Origin of the sequence: Rhizobium sp. 25PS6 (assembly GCF_032464655.1) — a bacterium.
Lineage (GTDB): Bacteria > Pseudomonadota > Alphaproteobacteria > Rhizobiales > Rhizobiaceae > Rhizobium > Rhizobium laguerreae.
Genome location: NZ_JAWDIV010000010.1, coordinates 1 through 15,273, shown reverse-complemented (window position 1 = coordinate 15,273; position 15,273 = coordinate 1). Strand labels below are relative to the sequence as shown.

Sequence of the window (15,273 nt, the reverse complement as noted above, 5' to 3'; positions counted from 1 at the left end):
CCGCCGATTTTGCCTGCGTCATAGGGTCTTATTAACGGCGCATGATTTAGGCTGAGCGCGGCTTTCAAGTGTAACGAGTAGAGTCATGGCCCGATCGCGTACCGATAATCTGAATATTGCCGTCCTGCTCCCCTGCTATAATGAAGCGGCGACGATCGGCCCTGTCGTGCAGGGTTTCCGGGCGACGCTGCCCTATGCTGCGATCCACGTCTACGACAACAATTCCACCGACGGCACCGCGCTGCAGGCAATGCTTGCCGGCGCGCATGTCGTGCGCGAGCGGCGTCAGGGCAAGGGTCATGTCGTGCGCCGCATGTTTGCCGATATCGACGCCGACATCTACATCATCGCCGACGGCGATGGCACCTATGCGCCTGAGGATGCCGAGGAACTGGTGCGCACGCTGCTCACCGAGCGCGCCGACATGGTGGTCGGCACCAGGCGCGGCGTGCACGCCGATGCCGGCCGTCAGGGACATGCGCTCGGCAACCGGCTTTTCAACCTGCTCTACCGGATGATCTTCGGCCCCGACTTCACCGATATCTTTTCCGGCTACCGCGCGTTTTCGCGCCGCTTCGTCAAGAGTTTCCCGGCGGTATCTGGCGGCTTCGAGATCGAAACCGAGATGTCCGTGCATGCCTCGCGGCTGAAGCTGCCGGTCAGCGAGCTGGAGCTCGACTACGGCCGCCGGCCGGAAGGCTCGCACTCCAAGCTTTCGACGTTCCGCGACGGCGCCAGGATCCTCTGGATGTTCGCGATGCTGATGAAGGAAACCCGGCCCTTCGCCTTTTTCAGCGCGATCAGCGCCACCTTCATGCTGACGAGCCTCGGCTTCATGGCGCCGGTGCTGGCGGAATATTTCGAGACGGGTCTCGTCAGCCGTATGCCGACCTGGGTGCTGTCAACGGCGCTGATGATGATCTCCTTCATGCTGTTCACCGCTGGCGTCATCCTGGATTCCGTCGCGCGTGCCCGCGCCGAACAGCTTCGTATTCACTATATGAGCCTGGAAAGGCCGAGCGCGTTGAAGGCACCGCTCAGTGCCGCAGGGCCGGTATCGCGTCCGCGTTCCGGCAAGGCGGATGCGGCATGAGGAAGATCGTCCGCTTCACCATCGCCGGCGGCATCGGCTTCCTCGTCGATGCCGGCATCCTGTCGGCGCTGCTCCATCTGACGTCGCTCGGGCCGTTTCTGGCGCGGCTCGTGGCGATCGTCTTCGCCATGGCCGCGACCTGGGCTTTCAACCGCAGCTTCACCTTCGATCGCTCCGGCCGTTCGCTTGCCGCCGAAGGCTTCCGCTATGGCTCGGTCGGGGTGACGGCAGCGCTCGTCAACTACGGGCTCTATTCCGCGCTGCTGCTGTCGCTGCCGCCGCTTCAGCCGCTGGCGGCCATGGTGATCGCCAGCATCGCCTCGATGATCTTCAGCTTCTTCGGCTATTCGCGCTTCGTCTTCCGCGCCGAGTGATTAGAGCGCCGCGCGTCCAATAGGACGCGCTAAGGACGCTCTAACCCTCTGAAGTGGCGCATAATCCTTTCCGAAAATCGATTCCTATTTTCGGGTTATGCGCTAGACTGCCTCCCAGCCGTCCTTCTCGCTGGCCCGGTAGATCGCATCGATCACCTTCTGGTTCAGCTTCGAATTTTCGAGCGTGACGATCTCTTCCTTGCCGTTCGTCACCGCCCGGGCGAAGGCCTCGACCTGCCGCTTGTACTGGCGGCTGTCCTGGAAGCGGAAGATGCGCGATTCAGTGTGGCTGCGGTCGGCAAGCTCGATCTCTTCCGGCCCCCAGCGATTGGCGTTGAAGGGCGACTTGACCTCGATGTACCCTTCGGTGCCGTGGAAGACCATGACCTGGCGGTTGGCCATCTGCGTCGAGATATAGAAGCTCAGCTCGAAATCGCCGAAATCGGCCTTGACGCTCGAATAGATATCCGTGCCGAAATCCGGATCGCGCTCGGTGATCGCCTGGATCCAGAGCGGCTCCTTGCCGGTGGAAAAACGCGTGCCCATAACGGGATAGACGCCGATATCGGGAAGGCCGCCGCCGCCGAGCTCGGGGACGTTGCGCATATTGGCGGGGTCGCGATTGAAATACGTGAAGGCGCCCTGTACATGCCGGAGCGAACCGATGGCGCCCTCGTCGATCAACGAGCGCACCTTCTGCCAGACCGGGGAATAGGTGATCATATAGGCTTCGGTGACAACCACCCGGTTGCGGTCGCGGGCGGCGATCAGATCGTCGATATCGCCTGATTTCAGCGCTAAGGGCTTTTCGCAGAGCACGTGTTTACCCGCATCTGCCGCCTTGATCGACCATTCGATATGCTGCGAGGTCGGCAGCGGGATGTAGACGGCGTCGATAAGGTCGGAGGCCAGCATCTCCTCGTAGGAGCCGAAGGCATGCGGCACCGAGAAGCGGTCGGCCATCTCTCTTGCGCGCCTGAGATCACGGCTGGCAATCGCCGTGACGACGCAATTCTCTGCATCCTGGATCGCCGGAACGACATTGTCGCGGCCGATCTTCGCCGTTGAAATGATACCGAAACGCAGCATGATCCAAGTCTCCCGAACTGATTTCCGCGAACCATATTCAGGCCTTAGCTGCGGCGCAATGGCGCGGCCCGAAATCACGGAAGTTTGCCTTCCCGGATGCGCGGATCGCACTAAGTTGCGCAGGGCGGCATCCTGCCGTATCCGCGATTTCAATTCCTTCACACTTCTGGAGAGCGTCATGGAAATGCGCCGACTTGGAAAAACTGGTCTTTCGATCGCGCCGATCGTCATCGGCGGCAATGTCTTCGGCTGGACAGCCGACGAAAAAACATCCTTCGCCATTCTCGACGCCTTCTTCGACGCGGGCCTGAATACGATCGATACGGCCGATGTCTATTCCTCGTGGGTTCCGGGCAACAAGGGCGGCGATTCCGAGGAGATTATCGGGCGCTGGCTGAGCCAAGCCAAGGTCTCCCGCGACAAGGCCGTTATCGTCACCAAGGTCGGCTCCGACATGGGGCAGGGAAAGACGCTGAAGGAGACCTATATCCTGAAGGCGGTCGAGGATTCGCTCAGCCGGCTGCAGACCGACTATATCGACCTCTATCTCTCGCACTGGCCGGATGAAGATACGCCGCACGAGGAAACGCTCGGCGCCTATGCCAAGCTGAAGCAGCAGGGCAAGATCCGCGCCATCGGCTGCTCAAACTATGATGCGACACTGCTTCAGGCTTCCTTCGCCGCTGCCGAGAAGGCCGGCCTGCCGCGGTACGATGTGCTGCAGCCGGAATATAATCTCTATGAGCGCGCAAGCTTCGAGGGGCCGCTTGCCGATCTCTGCGTCAAAGAAGACATCGGCGTCATCACCTATTTCAGCCTCGCCGCCGGCTTCCTCACCGGCAAATACCGCAGCAAGTCCGATACGCAGGGCCGCGCACGCGAGGGCCGAGTTTCGCAATATCTCGACGACAAAGGCCTGCGCATCCTGGCCGCGCTCGACACGGTTTCAAGCGAGACCGGTGCAGCGCCGGCAGAAATTTCGCTCGCCTGGCTGCTGCGCAAGAAGGGCGTGACGGCGCCGATCGCCAGCGCGACCAGTCTTTCGCAGCTTGAAAGCCTGGCGAAATCGGCGACACTGGCGCTTTCCGATGAGGCGATGGCGCTGCTCGACGAAGCCGGCGCCTGAAAGAAAGAGACGCCATGACCGTGACGATACGTGATGCCCGCCCCGAGGACGAAGCCCGCTGGCGCGAACTGTGGGCGGCCTATCTCGCCTTTTATGACGTCACGGTCGATGCCGATATCACGGATTCCACATGGCGCCGGGTCTTCGATCCGGAGTCGGCAATCGCGATGCGTGTCGCCGACGTCGACGGCAGGATCATGGGATTTGCGCTCTATCTCACCCATGAGGGCACGTGGATCCACGGCAGGGACTGCTATCTCGAAGACCTGTTCGTCGATGCCGATGCGCGTGGCAAAGGCGTCGGGCGGGCGCTGATGGACGATCTCGTTTCGACCTGCAGAGCCAAGGGCTGGTCGCGGCTCTACTGGCATACGAGCGAGCAGAACAGAACCGCGCGAGCGCTCTATGACAGCTATGTCGAGAGCGACGGCCATATCCGCTATAGGATCACCTTTTGAGCGATGGAAAATTCCCATACCATTCGGAATGATCGCCTTTCCAATTGGCCATACCCGGTTTGGTGAGTATGCCGCGCGGGCTGATATAGCTCTGGATCACCCGCTTCGGCCGTTCGTGCCACTGAATATTGAAGGCCCAGAGCTTGGGGAAAAAGCAGAGCGAGGCATAAGGCAGGTGGTCGTGAATCCACCAGGCGAGCCGCTGCCAGTCGCTTTCATCGTGGTAGTGGTCGATCATCCATGGCACGGCGATGCAGACGGCAGCACCCATGCAGCCGTCAAAATCCCTCATATCCCAGATGTGATGCGCTGATGTGGCGGCATTGGTCGAACAGTTCAGTTTGTTCTCGTTGCCGAACCTGTTGACCGTGGGCGAACGATAACCGGAACGGATGTGCAGGCGCCCGAACGTCGCTTCCAGTGGCTCCAGCAATTCCTCGCAAAGCCTCTTGCCCGCGTCGATCGCTAGATCGGGATCTTCGGGGATATTGGGGATGCGATGGAAATCGGCGATTTCGGAATGCAGGAAATCGCGGAGGAAGAAGTTTTGCGACAGCCGCACGCGGCCGAGATCCTCCAGACCTTTCATCGAACCCGGCTTTCGCATGACTTTACCTCCCATGTCGACGGTAAGAATCATCGCCCCGCACCAATTTTCAGTCCACCCGAAATCGATCGGGAACAATTGGCGCGATCCTCGCTTCTTAATGTGTCGCCGCATTCGCGGTTTTTCCCAGAACAAGGATTGAGAAAATGGCCAAGGAAAAGACGTTGGAAGATCTCTTCTACGACACGCTGAAGGACATCTACTTCGCCGAACGGCAGATTTTGCGCGCCCTGCCGAAGATGGCGCGTGCTGCCCAATCCCCCGATTTGAAGGCGGGCCTTGAAAAGCACCGCGAGCAGACCGAAGGACATGTCGAGCGCCTGCAGCAGGTCTTCGAACTGATGGGCAAACGCGCGCAGGGCAAGACCTGCGAGGCGATCCAGGGCATCATCGCCGAGGGCGAGGAAATCATGGAGGAATTCAAGGGCACCCCGGCTCTCGACGCCGGCCTGATTTCGGCCGCCCAATCCGTCGAGCATTATGAAATCGCCCGTTACGGCACGCTGAAGACCTGGGCCGCGACCCTCGGCCTCAAGGATGCCGTCAGCCTGCTAGACCAGACGCTGCAGGAGGAAACGGCCACCGACAAGATCCTCTCTCAGCTCGCCACCACGGCGGCAAACCAGAAGGCAAAGGCTGCCTGATGGAAACGGCGCTCTGATGGTACGGGCGGCCCGGCTTCCATTCCTTACCGGCCGCCCGTATCCTGCTCGCTGTATCTGAAGAAATCGATGAAGGCGCGTAGCGCCGGCCGCATCTGCCGCCGGCTGGGGTAATAGAGAAACGGCCCGGAATAGGGCGCGCACCAATCCTCCAGCACCCGCACAAGTGTGCCGCCCGCCAGTTCGTCGTAGACCCGCATGTCGAACAGATAGGCAAGGCCGGCGCCGTTCAGCGCCGCAAGCAGGGCCAGCCGGTCCTCGCTGACGATCAGCGGTCCATCGACCGAAACGACGAGTTCCTGCCCGTCCTTTTCGAATTCCCAGCGATAGATCGAGCCATTGGTGAAGCGCCGCTTGATACAGCGGTGATGGACGAGATCGCGCGGATGCTCGGGCTTTGGATGATGCTCGAAATATTCGGGCGAAGCGGCGATCACCGTCGTCAGATTGGGCGAGACCCTGACGGCGATCATATCGGCCTCGAGGCTCTCTTCCAGCCGGATGCCGGCATCGAAACCCTCCTTGACGATATCGGTGAACCCATCCTCATTGGCGATCTCCAGGGTGATATCGGGATAGAGGTTGAGAAAGTCGCCGAGCCGGGGAGCGAGCAGCAGATCGGAGGCGAAGCGCGGGGCGGTGATGCGCAGGTTTCCGGCCGGCTTGGCGCGCGTATCGCGGACGGCCTCCAAGGCGATATCGATCTCCTCGAGTGCGGGACGAAGTCTTTCAAGTAGCAGGCGGCCCTCTTCCGTCGGCGCGACGCTGCGGGTGGTGCGCGCCAGAAGCCGCACCCCCAGACTTTCCTCGAGGCTCGATATCGCATGGCTGATGGCCGAGGGCGCGACGAGGAGTTCCTTCGCCGCCGCCCGGAAGCTGCGATGCTCCGAGACGGCGGCGAGAACGGCGAGTTGTGAAAGCTGTGTTCTGTTCATTGATCGAAATGATAGAACAACCTGTTAGAAACTGCATGTATTTTCTGATTGATAGCGCAGCGATATGGTCTGTCGGTACCGCAAGCATCCAGAACAGCGTGATTTCAGGCCGGTCGGCCTAAAATCTGAATCCTATTCTGAATTAAATAGTTAGAGCATAATGTCGTCCGAAAATCGCTCACACTTTTCGGCATCATGCTCTGGCGGCTCAAAATCAGCTCAGAGGAGCACATCATGAAAATCCGGAAACTCGGAAACGATCTGACCGTCTCTGCCGTCGGCCTTGGCTGCATGGGCATGAGCTTTGCCTATGGCGCCAGCGACGATGCGGAATCGATCAGGACGCTGCATCGCGCCATCGATCTCGGCGTCACCTTCTTCGACACCGCCGAAGTCTATGGTCCCTTTACCAACGAGGTTCTGCTCGGCAAAGCGCTGAAGCCGTTCCGCGACCGCGTGGTAATCGCCACCAAATTCGGCTTCAAGATCGATGCCAGCAAGCCGGGCGCTGCCGCCATCGCCGGCGTCGACAGCCGCCCCGAGCATGTGCGAGTCGTGGCCGAGGCCTCGCTGAAACGCCTCGGCATCGAGACCATCGACCTCTTCTACCAGCACCGGGTCGATCCCAACGTGCCGATCGAAGAGACCGTCGGCGCCATGTCGGAACTGGTGAAGGAAGGCAAAGTCCGGGCGCTCGGGCTTTCGGAAGCCGGTAGCGCCACCATTCGCCGCGCCCATGCGGTCCATCCGATCGCAGCCCTGCAGAGTGAATATTCGCTCTGGACGCGCGATCCCGAAGAGGAGGTGCTTGCCACCTGCCGCGAACTCGGCATCGGCTTCGTGCCCTACAGCCCGCTCGGCCGCGGCTTCCTGACCGGGGCGATCCGCAAAGTGGAGGATCTCGCTGCCGACGATTTCCGTCGGCAGGTGCCGCGGTTCCAGGCGGAAAATTTCGACGCCAATGCCGCCCTCGTCTCGACGCTCGAGCGGCTTGCCGCCGAGAAGGGCGTAACGGCGGCGCAGCTCGCGCTCGCCTGGGTATTGAGCCAGGGCGACGACATCGTGCCGATCCCCGGCGCCCGCAAGCTTCACCATCTCGAACAGAATGCGGCCGCTGCCGATATCGTGCTGAGCCCGGCGGAACTCGAGCAGCTCAGCGAAGCGATCCCCGCCGGACAGGTAGCCGGCAAGCGCTATTCGGACGCCTCGCTTGCCATGACGAATATCTGACCTGGAAAAGCCCGGTCGATCACAACCGGCCGGGCTTGCCTTCGGGGCTGGCGAAACTATCTAACGCCATCTCTGAGAACGGGATGACAATATGTCGGACAGGCAGGCAGTCGAACAGACGGTTCATCTCTATGTCGAAGGCATGGCCTTCGCCAATGAGGCAGCCTTGAAAAAGGCCTTTCATCCGAAAAGCTCGATCATCGGCCATTACGAAAATGCGGTCGAATGGCTGACGCGGGACGAATTCATCGCCGCGATCCTGCAGGAGGAGCCGGCGCCGCCCGGCACGCAGCCCTACATGGACATTCAGAGTGTCGATGTCGAGGGTGAGGCGGCAAGCGTCAAGGTCACCGACGATTTCGCCGGAATGCGCTTTACCGACTATCTCTCGCTGCTGAAGATCGACGGCCGCTGGACGATCGTCAGCAAACTCTTCCATCTGCATCGGTGAAAAGACCGGCCGCCATTCGCGACCGGTCCATTATCTGGCGACGTTGGATGAAGCTCAGCTTCTGAGAACACCGCCGGTAAATTTCATCACGCTGGCGACGATCTTCTGCGTCAGCGCCTCGAAATCCTCATCCGTCAGCGTGCGCTCGACCGGCTGGATCTGCACCTCGATCGCCACCGATTTCTTGCCGTCGCCAACCGATGCACCTTCGAAGATATCGAAGACATTGACACCGGTGACCAGCTTGCGGTCGGCACCGGTGGCGGCCTTGACGATGGCGCCTGATGCCACCGCCTTGTCGACGACGAAGGCGAAGTCGCGCCGGACCAGCTGGAAGGGCGACAGCTCAAGCGCCGGCTTGGTGCGCGTCGCCTTGCGCTTGGCCTCCGGCATGGCGTCGACATAGACCTCGAAGCCGCAGAGAGCGCCGGAGACATCAAGTGATTCCAGCGTCAGCGGATGGAATTCGCCGAAATAGCCGAGCACGACCTTCGGTCCCATCTTGATCGTGCCGGAGCGGCCGGGGTGATACCATTCCGGTCCACCCTGCTCGATCTGGATATTGCCCATCGGCAGGCCGCAGGCTTCGATGACGGCGAGCGCATCGGCCTTGGCGTCGAAGACGTCGACCGGCTTGCCACCGCCCTTGGCGGCGTTCGACCAGGCGCGACCGGCGCCGGCAAGCGAGGCCGTGCCGCGGCGGATGCCGCCGGCGACGCGGCGCTGACCGTCCGGCCGATCGTTCTCATAAGTGCCGGAGACCTCGAAGAGGGCGACGTCGCCATAACCCTTGTCGGCATTGCGCTGGGCAGCAGACAGCAGGCCCGGCAGCAGCGACGGGCGCATATCCGACATTTCGGCGGCGATCGGGTTGGCAAGCTTGAGGGCGGGCGAGCCGCCGCCGAAGAGCTTGGCCTGGTCTTCCGGAATGAAAGACCAGGTGACGGCTTCGAGCATGCCGCGCGCGGCGAGCGCGCGCTTGGCGAGGCGGCTGCGGATCTGCAGCGTCGTCAGGATCTTGGCGTTGACGGCCGCATGGCTTTCAAGCGGCGCCGGCTTGATATTGTCGACGCCGTGAATGCGCATGACTTCTTCCACGAGATCGGCCTTGCCGTCGACATCGGGACGCCAGGAGGGGACGGCGACGGAGACGCGCTCGCCGGAACCGGAGACGGTGAAGCCGAGGCGCGTCAGAATCGTGTTGCTTTCCTCATTCGAGACGTCGAGGCCCGTCAGGCGCTTGACCTCCGAATAGGGGAAGTCGACGATCTTCGGTTCGTAACCCTTGTAGCCGACAATCTCGGCCTTGGCCGGGGTGCCGCCGCAAAGCTCCAGCACCAGCTCCGTCGTGCGCTCAAGACCCGGAACCATATATTCCGGATCGACGCCGCGTTCGAAACGATAGCGGGCATCGGTGATGATGCCGAGCGCGCGGCCGGACTTGGCGATGTTCATCGGATCCCAAAGAGCGGATTCGATCAGCACGTCGACGGTGTTTTCATCACAGCCGGAATGTTCGCCGCCCATGATGCCGCCGATCGATTCGATACCGTTCTCGTCGGCGATGACGACATTGTTCGGGCCGAGCTTATATTCGCGCTGGTCGAGCGCCAGCACGGTTTCGCCTTCTCTAGCGCGGCGCACAGTCAGGTTGCCCTTGACCTTGGCGACGTCGAAGACGTGCATCGGCCGGCCCTGATCGAAGGTCATGTAATTGGTGATATCGACGAGCGCATTGATGGGACGCAGGCCGATGGCGAGCAGCCGCTGCTGCATCCAGCGCGGGCTCGGGCCGTTCCTGACGCCGCGCACCAGGCGCAGCGCGAAGCCCGGGCAGAGCTTCGGATCGTCGAGATCGAGCGTCAGCTTGACCGGCGTCTCACCCTCGACGGCGAAGGACGGGGCGGGCCGCGTCTTCAGGGTGCCGAGGCCGGAGGCGGCGAGATCGCGGGCGATGCCGTGGATCGAGGTGCAGTCCGGCCGATTGGGCGTCAGGTTGATCTCGATGAGAGGATCGTCGAGATGAGCATAGGCGGCATAACTCTGGCCGACCGGCGCATCCTCGGGCAGATCGATGATGCCGTCGTGACTGTCGGAGATCTGCAGCTCCTTTTCGGAGCACATCATGCCATGGCTTTCGACGCCGCGGATATTGCCGACGGCGAGCGTGACATCGATGCCGGGAACATAGGTTCCGGGCGCCGCGAAGGCGCCGATGAGACCGGCGCGCGCATTCGGGGCGCCGCAGACGACCTGGACCGGTGCTCCGGAACCGGTGTCGACCATCAGCACCTTCAGGCGGTCGGCCTGCGGATGTTTTTCGGCTGAGACAACTCTGGCGATGACGAAGGGCTTGAATACCGCCTTGTCGTCGACATCCTCGACCTCCAGCCCGATTTCGGTGAGGCGCGTGCAGATTTCATCGAGGCCGGCATCCGTTTCCAGATGCTCTTTCAGCCAGGAGAGCGTGAATTTCATCGTCCCAATTCTCCGTTCAAGCGCTGAGGCCGCCGAACAGCGTCGGCATGTCGAGCGGGCGGAAGCCGTAATGCGTCATCCAGCGGACGTCGGCGTTGAAGAAGTCGCGCAGGTCGGGCATGCCGTATTTCAGCATGGCGATGCGATCGAGGCCCATGCCCCAGGCAAAACCCTGATATTCGTCCGGATCGAGCCCGCCGTAACGCAGCACGTTCGGGTGGACCATGCCGCAGCCGAGGATTTCCATCCAGTCGGTGCCCTCGCCGAACTTGACGATCGGACCGGAGCGGTCGCACTGGATATCGACCTCGAAAGAGGGCTCGGTGAAGGGGAAGAAGGACGGGCGGAAACGCATCGTCACGCTGTCGACCTCGAAGAAGGTCTTGCAGAATTCTTCCAGCACCCAGCGGAGGTTGGCGACATTGGCCTTCTTGTCGACGACCAGGCCCTCGACCTGATGGAACATCGGCGAATGGGTGGCGTCCGAGTCCTGGCGGTAGGTCTTGCCGGGAATGATGATACGGATCGGCGGCGTCTGCGCCTCCATGGTGCGCACCTGCACCGGCGAGGTGTGGGTGCGCAGCACCTTGCGCTCACCATTCTCATCCGGGTTGAAGAAGAAGGTGTCGTGCATCTCGCGGGCCGGATGGCCCTCGGGGAAATTCAGCGCGGTGAAATTGTAATAATCGGTCTCGATGTCGGGACCTTCGGCGATCGAGAAGCCCATGTCAGCGAAGATCGCGGTGATCTCGTCGACGATCTGGCTGATCGGATGGATACGGCCGCGCTCGGCGGGCGAAGAGCGCACCGGCAGGCTGACATCGACCGTCTCGGCTTTCAGCCGCGCATCGATCGCCGCTTGCCGGAGCGTCGTCTTGCGGGCGGTGAGCGCCTCGGTCACCGCGTTCTTCAGAACGTTGATCGCCGCGCCCTTGCTTTGGCGCTCTTCCGGCGTCATGGCGCCGAGCGTCTTCAACAGTTCGGAGACGGAGCCCTTCTTGCCAAGGGCGGAAACGCGCACGGCTTCGAGCGCCGTTTCGTCATCGGCGGCGGCGATTTCGGCGAGCAGCGATGTGTTGAGCTGGTCGATATCTGACATTGTCACTTCTTTCCGTCCAGTATCAGGCGGGCGATCGGGAGGCAGGCGGCGCCGGCCGGCGCCAGGAATATAAAGAAAGAAAAACCCGCGCTAGCCCAAACCAGCGCGGGTTTCCCAAATCATAAATTCAAAAGCTTGGGAAGCGCTGGTTACTTGACCGCGCCTTCAAACTCGTTCGCCGTGCCGGCTTCCTTGAGGTATTCAAGAGCCTTCTTGGCGGCGCTGACAAGCGCGCCGAATGCTTCCGGCTCGTGGATCGCCATGTCGGAGAGAACCTTGCGGTCGACTTCGATGCCAGCCTTGTTCAGGCCGTCGATGAAGCGGCCGTAGGTCAGGCCGAATTCACGCACAGCGGCGTTGATGCGCTGGATCCAAAGCGCACGGAAGTTGCGCTTGTTGACCTTGCGGTCGCGGTAGGCGTACTGCTTCGAACGGTCGACAGCAGCCTTGGCGGTACGGATGGTGTTCTTGCGGCGGCCGTAAAAGCCCTTTGCTGCCTTCAGAACCTTCTTGTGCTTGGCATGAGAGGTGACGCCTCTTTTTACACGTGCCATATCATGATCTCCTTAAATCTAGCGTTCGCGGACGAGTCTCAGAGACCGTTCGGCAGGTAATTCTTGATAACCTTGCGGCCATCCGGTTCTGCGAGAACCATGGTGCCACGTGCATCGCGAATGAACTTGTTGGAACGCTTGATCATGCCATGGCGCTTGCCGGCAGCGGCAGCCTTGACCTTACCGGTTGCGGTGATCTTGAACCGCTTCTTGGCAGAGGACTTCGTCTTCATCTTGGGCATTTTGCTACTCCTTCTGTCCTCCCTGCGCGCTTTATCAAAAAAGCCCCTCTCGCGAAGTCCGGTTCTCCGGCCGTCGCAACAAGGTGCGGGAGCGTTTGTTGTTGATCTGCGGCATCGGCGACGAACCGTTCCGCAAGCATTCGAAACTGCCACGGCATGCCCTGCCGGTCAGTTCGGACGCGCGCTTATAACCGCAGCGTCATGAAAGTGCAACGGGGCGGCGGAGGAATCTTCGCGCCTCCCGAAATACAGTGGCAGAAAGCACAAAAGCCGCCCTTGCGGACGGCCTTGGGCGAAAAACTGCCTGGCGCTTATTTCGGCGCCAGCACCATCATCATCTGGCGGCCTTCGAGCTTGGGTTCGGCTTCGACCTTGGCGAACTCGATCGTATCGGCCTTGACCTGCTGCAGAAGTTTCATGCCGAGTTCCTGGTGGGCCATTTCACGGCCGCGGAACTTCAGCGTCACCTTGACCTTGTCGCCTTCGTCGAAGAAGCGACCCATCGCCTTCATCTTCACCTCATAATCATGGGTGTCGATGTTCGGGCGCATCTTAATTTCTTTGACTTCGACGATCTTCTGCTTCTTGCGCGCCTCGGCAGCCTTCTTCTGGTTGGCATATTTCAGCTTGCCCAGATCGAGGATCTTGCACACCGGCGGTTCGACATTGGGGGAAATTTCGACGAGATCGAGGCCGGCTTCTTCCGCCATTTTCAAAGCCTGGTCGGTGGGCACGATGCCGACATTCTGTCCATCAGCTCCGATCAGCTGAACTTTGGGAATGCGGATTTCACGGTTCGAGCGCGGTCCGTCCTTCACGGGCGCATCGGTTTTAAAAGGTCTGCGAATGGTCGTATTCTCCTCGCGTTGTTTTCGGAACGTTGCAGCCTCGCGCTCCCGATCAGGGGCACAAACGTGTCGCGTCATCGCTGCAACGGAGTCAATATCATCCTTTAGCGGAAAAATCACCCGCTGTCAGCCTGCCAAGAATCTGTTTTATAGGCCAAAACAACAGGAGTTTCGCCGATGTCCGATCAGATGCCCGATTCCGCGCCGCAGTTCCTGACGGTCGGCGACGGCGAAGCGGCGCGTGAGATCGCCATGCTCGTCCGCCCGGCGCAAGCCGGCAATGGCGCACCGGCACTTGTCTGGCTGTCCGGCTACCGCTCCGACATGAGCGGCACCAAGGCGGTGGAACTCGACGGGCTGGCGGCAGAACTTGGGCTCGCCTGCATCCGCCTCGACTATTCCGGCCACGGACTTTCCGGCGGCAGCTTCGGCGACGGCACGATCTCGCGCTGGCTGGAGGAGGCGCTTGCCGTCATCCGCCATGTCGCGCCCGATCGGGTGATCCTCGTCGGCTCGTCGATGGGCGGCTGGATCGCGCTCAGGCTGGCGCAGGAGCTTGCGCCGCAGGGCGGCGTGACGCTCGAAGGCCCAAAGCTCGAAGGGATGGTGCTGATCGCACCCGCCCCCGATTTCACCTCGGAGCTGATCGAGCCGAACCTCAAGGCGAAAGAGCGCAAATCGCTGGCCGAGCGCGGCTATTTCGAAGAGCGTTCGCAATACAGCCCGGAACCCAACATCTATACACGGGCGCTGATCGAGGACGGCCGAAAGAACCGGGTGCTCGACGGCATCATCGAAACAGGCTGCCCGGTGCACATTCTCCAGGGCATGAAAGACGCCGACGTGCCGCATGCGCATGCGATGAAACTGGTCGAACATCTTCCCGCCGACGACGTGGTGCTGACCTTCGTCCGTGACGGCGATCACCGCCTTTCCCGCCCCGGCGATATCGCGCTTCTCTTGAGTGCCGTCAAAGGCATCATCCGTTCATCAACAAATAGGCAGATGCCCACTTGAATGGCAGAGGCGGATAAATTCACCTGAGGCAGGTCCCCCAACCCGTTGCATTTTAACCATATCGGCGGGTCGTAAGGTCTTCCCAAGAAGTAACGATTGACTCTTTCCGGCCCTCTCCATTAACACTTTGTTAATAAATAAGGGCGATGCAAGGAAAGAGCGGGCGTGCGGATCAAGGGTATCTTTGTGGCCATGATGGCCATGTTTGCGATGGCGACGGCCGCCATACCAGCCCCCAGCAGAAATGCTTCCATGGTGACAGGCAATGCCACCTCACAGCCGATCGGCCACTACGATTTCTGTCAGATCCACCGCAATGAATGCGGCGCAGACCGCAATGCAGGCCCGGTCGCCATGAACCCGGGGAAGTGGTCGCTCGTGCGTTCGGTCAACGCCACGGCCAACCGCACGATCACACCGATGACCGACAAGGAAATCTACGGCAAGGATGAGATCTGGGCCTATCCGACCACCGCCGGCGACTGCGAGGATTTCGCGCTGTTGAAGCGCCGCATGCTGATCCAGCGCGGCTTTCCGGCTGCCGATCTGCTGATGACCGTCGTGCGCAAGCCGGATGGAGAAGGCCATGCGGTGCTGACGCTGCGCACCGCCGAGGGCGATTTCGTACTCGACAACCTCGCCGCCGACGTCAAGCCGTGGTTCGGGACCCCCTATTCCTTCGTCAAGCGCCAGTCGAGCTACAATGCCGGCCGCTGGGTCACCATCGAAAACGGCCGCGACGTCCTGGTCGGCGCGCTGCGGTAAGGGTTATAATAGAGAATGTGGAAAGGCCGGCGGTTTGCCGGCCTTTTGCTTTTTGGGAGTTGGCTTCACCTCTCCTCCCTCATTCCTGTGCTCGTCACAGGAATCCAGCCACGGCGCGTCTGCGCCGTGAATGACTTCGGTGCTTGAGACTTTTAGCTATCCTTCGATTTCGCTTCGCCAGGCAATGAAGCCCGAATCGAGGTTCTCCCGCCGCGCGGACGCGCGGCTGCTGGATTCCTGTGACG

At 61.1% G+C, this 15,273-nt stretch carries 17 protein-coding genes; 9 read left to right on the top strand and 8 right to left on the bottom strand.

Annotated features, from left to right (window positions below; all coding sequences use genetic code 11):
• Nucleotides 1-85 precede the first annotated feature (85 nt).
• Both RWK44_RS15575 and RWK44_RS15570 read left to right on the top strand, forming a co-directional pair.
• On the top strand, nt 86-1,093 hold the full coding sequence (locus tag RWK44_RS15575; protein ID WP_316029057.1) for a glycosyltransferase: 1,008 nt from the start codon (nt 86-88) through the stop codon (nt 1,091-1,093).
• Nucleotides 1,090-1,467, top strand: a complete 378-nt coding sequence (locus RWK44_RS15570) for a GtrA family protein (RefSeq protein WP_131662864.1) — start codon at nt 1,090-1,092, stop codon at nt 1,465-1,467. The genes RWK44_RS15575 and RWK44_RS15570 overlap by 4 nt, the downstream gene beginning before the upstream one ends.
• 102 nt (nt 1,468-1,569) lie before the next feature.
• Here RWK44_RS15570 and RWK44_RS15565 read toward each other — a convergent pair whose 3' ends face one another.
• Entirely contained in the window at nt 1,570-2,556 is a 987-nt protein-coding gene (locus RWK44_RS15565; RefSeq protein ID WP_168285029.1) for a Gfo/Idh/MocA family protein, read from the bottom strand.
• Nucleotides 2,557-2,734: 178 nt separating this feature from the next.
• Between RWK44_RS15565 and RWK44_RS15560 the strand changes: the two genes are divergently transcribed.
• On the top strand, nt 2,735-3,682 hold the full coding sequence (locus RWK44_RS15560; protein WP_168285030.1) for an aldo/keto reductase: 948 nt from the start codon (nt 2,735-2,737) through the stop codon (nt 3,680-3,682).
• 14 nt (nt 3,683-3,696) lie between these two features.
• Nucleotides 3,697-4,140 carry a GNAT family N-acetyltransferase gene (locus RWK44_RS15555; RefSeq protein WP_077977262.1) on the top strand — a complete coding sequence of 148 codons (444 nt, stop codon included), beginning with the start codon at nt 3,697-3,699 and terminating at the stop codon, nt 4,138-4,140.
• Here RWK44_RS15555 and RWK44_RS15550 read toward each other — a convergent pair.
• Nucleotides 4,130-4,747 carry a hypothetical protein gene (locus RWK44_RS15550; protein ID WP_168285031.1) on the bottom strand — a complete coding sequence of 206 codons (618 nt, stop codon included), beginning with the start codon at nt 4,745-4,747 and terminating at the stop codon, nt 4,130-4,132. The genes RWK44_RS15555 and RWK44_RS15550 overlap by 11 nt on opposite strands.
• A gap of 146 nt (nt 4,748-4,893) precedes the next feature.
• Here RWK44_RS15550 and RWK44_RS15545 point away from each other — a divergent pair, with 146 nt between their 5' ends.
• The gene (locus RWK44_RS15545; protein WP_221944794.1) at nt 4,894-5,391 is read left to right on the top strand and encodes a YciE/YciF ferroxidase family protein; all 498 of its coding nucleotides are present in this window, start codon (nt 4,894-4,896) and stop codon (nt 5,389-5,391) included.
• Nucleotides 5,392-5,435: 44 nt separating this feature from the next.
• Here RWK44_RS15545 and RWK44_RS15540 read toward each other — a convergent pair whose 3' ends face one another.
• The gene (locus RWK44_RS15540) at nt 5,436-6,344 is read right to left on the bottom strand and encodes a LysR family transcriptional regulator (protein ID WP_221944797.1); all 909 of its coding nucleotides are present in this window, start codon (nt 6,342-6,344) and stop codon (nt 5,436-5,438) included.
• Between the two features lie 234 nt (nt 6,345-6,578).
• Here RWK44_RS15540 and RWK44_RS15535 point away from each other — a divergent pair, with 234 nt between their 5' ends.
• Together RWK44_RS15535 and RWK44_RS15530 are read left to right on the top strand one after the other, a co-directional pair.
• Complete coding sequence (locus RWK44_RS15535; protein WP_222011082.1) at nt 6,579-7,574, top strand: aldo/keto reductase; 996 nt, start codon at nt 6,579-6,581, stop codon at nt 7,572-7,574.
• Between the two features lie 91 nt (nt 7,575-7,665).
• Nucleotides 7,666-8,025: a nuclear transport factor 2 family protein gene (locus RWK44_RS15530; RefSeq protein ID WP_017962862.1), complete on the top strand. Its 360-nt coding sequence runs from the start codon at nt 7,666-7,668 to the stop codon at nt 8,023-8,025.
• Between the two features lie 54 nt (nt 8,026-8,079).
• On the opposite strand, the gene pheT is transcribed toward RWK44_RS15530, so the two are convergent.
• From pheT to infC, 5 genes are all read right to left on the bottom strand, one after another.
• On the bottom strand, nt 8,080-10,503 hold the full coding sequence (pheT, locus tag RWK44_RS15525) for a phenylalanine--tRNA ligase subunit beta (RefSeq protein WP_316029056.1): 2,424 nt from the start codon (nt 10,501-10,503) through the stop codon (nt 8,080-8,082).
• Between the two features lie 16 nt (nt 10,504-10,519).
• Nucleotides 10,520-11,602: a phenylalanine--tRNA ligase subunit alpha gene (gene pheS / locus RWK44_RS15520; RefSeq protein ID WP_024322278.1), complete on the bottom strand. Its 1,083-nt coding sequence runs from the start codon at nt 11,600-11,602 to the stop codon at nt 10,520-10,522.
• Nucleotides 11,603-11,751: 149 nt separating this feature from the next.
• Nucleotides 11,752-12,156: a 50S ribosomal protein L20 gene (rplT, locus tag RWK44_RS15515; RefSeq protein ID WP_003544622.1), complete on the bottom strand. Its 405-nt coding sequence runs from the start codon at nt 12,154-12,156 to the stop codon at nt 11,752-11,754.
• Nucleotides 12,157-12,194: 38 nt separating this feature from the next.
• Nucleotides 12,195-12,398: a 50S ribosomal protein L35 gene (gene rpmI / locus RWK44_RS15510; RefSeq protein ID WP_003544621.1), complete on the bottom strand. Its 204-nt coding sequence runs from the start codon at nt 12,396-12,398 to the stop codon at nt 12,195-12,197.
• 311 nt (nt 12,399-12,709) lie between these two features.
• Nucleotides 12,710-13,246, bottom strand: a complete 537-nt coding sequence (gene infC / locus RWK44_RS15505) for a translation initiation factor IF-3 (RefSeq protein WP_072640862.1) — start codon at nt 13,244-13,246, stop codon at nt 12,710-12,712.
• 177 nt (nt 13,247-13,423) lie between these two features.
• Here infC and RWK44_RS15500 point away from each other — a divergent pair, with 177 nt between their 5' ends.
• A complete protein-coding gene (locus RWK44_RS15500; RefSeq protein ID WP_131662860.1) occupies nt 13,424-14,263 on the top strand; it encodes an alpha/beta hydrolase in 840 nt (279 codons plus the stop codon).
• A gap of 165 nt (nt 14,264-14,428) precedes the next feature.
• Nucleotides 14,429-15,028, top strand: coding sequence for a transglutaminase-like cysteine peptidase (locus RWK44_RS15495; protein ID WP_131662859.1), 600 nt, complete (start codon nt 14,429-14,431; stop codon nt 15,026-15,028).
• Nucleotides 15,029-15,273: the final 245 nt, after the last annotated feature.

What these genes read in the sequence shown, in the direction of transcription:
- RWK44_RS15545 (WP_221944794.1), top strand. Translation starts at nt 4,894, where the DNA reads ATGGCCAAGGAAAAGACGTTGGAAGATCTCTTCTACGACACGCTGAAG.
- pheS (WP_024322278.1), bottom strand. Translation starts at nt 11,602, where the DNA reads ATGTCAGATATCGACCAGCTCAACACATCGCTGCTCGCCGAAATCGCC.
- RWK44_RS15530 (WP_017962862.1), top strand. Translation starts at nt 7,666, where the DNA reads ATGTCGGACAGGCAGGCAGTCGAACAGACGGTTCATCTCTATGTCGAA.
- pheT (WP_316029056.1), bottom strand. Translation starts at nt 10,503, where the DNA reads ATGAAATTCACGCTCTCCTGGCTGAAAGAGCATCTGGAAACGGATGCC.
- RWK44_RS15550 (WP_168285031.1), bottom strand. Translation starts at nt 4,747, where the DNA reads ATGCGAAAGCCGGGTTCGATGAAAGGTCTGGAGGATCTCGGCCGCGTG.
- RWK44_RS15540 (WP_221944797.1), bottom strand. Translation starts at nt 6,344, where the DNA reads ATGAACAGAACACAGCTTTCACAACTCGCCGTTCTCGCCGCCGTCTCG.
- rplT (WP_003544622.1), bottom strand. Translation starts at nt 12,156, where the DNA reads ATGGCACGTGTAAAAAGAGGCGTCACCTCTCATGCCAAGCACAAGAAG.
- RWK44_RS15555 (WP_077977262.1), top strand. Translation starts at nt 3,697, where the DNA reads ATGACCGTGACGATACGTGATGCCCGCCCCGAGGACGAAGCCCGCTGG.
- RWK44_RS15500 (WP_131662860.1), top strand. Translation starts at nt 13,424, where the DNA reads ATGTCCGATCAGATGCCCGATTCCGCGCCGCAGTTCCTGACGGTCGGC.
- RWK44_RS15575 (WP_316029057.1), top strand. Translation starts at nt 86, where the DNA reads ATGGCCCGATCGCGTACCGATAATCTGAATATTGCCGTCCTGCTCCCC.
- rpmI (WP_003544621.1), bottom strand. Translation starts at nt 12,398, where the DNA reads ATGCCCAAGATGAAGACGAAGTCCTCTGCCAAGAAGCGGTTCAAGATC.
- RWK44_RS15535 (WP_222011082.1), top strand. Translation starts at nt 6,579, where the DNA reads ATGAAAATCCGGAAACTCGGAAACGATCTGACCGTCTCTGCCGTCGGC.
- RWK44_RS15570 (WP_131662864.1), top strand. Translation starts at nt 1,090, where the DNA reads ATGAGGAAGATCGTCCGCTTCACCATCGCCGGCGGCATCGGCTTCCTC.
- RWK44_RS15565 (WP_168285029.1), bottom strand. Translation starts at nt 2,556, where the DNA reads ATGCTGCGTTTCGGTATCATTTCAACGGCGAAGATCGGCCGCGACAAT.
- RWK44_RS15560 (WP_168285030.1), top strand. Translation starts at nt 2,735, where the DNA reads ATGGAAATGCGCCGACTTGGAAAAACTGGTCTTTCGATCGCGCCGATC.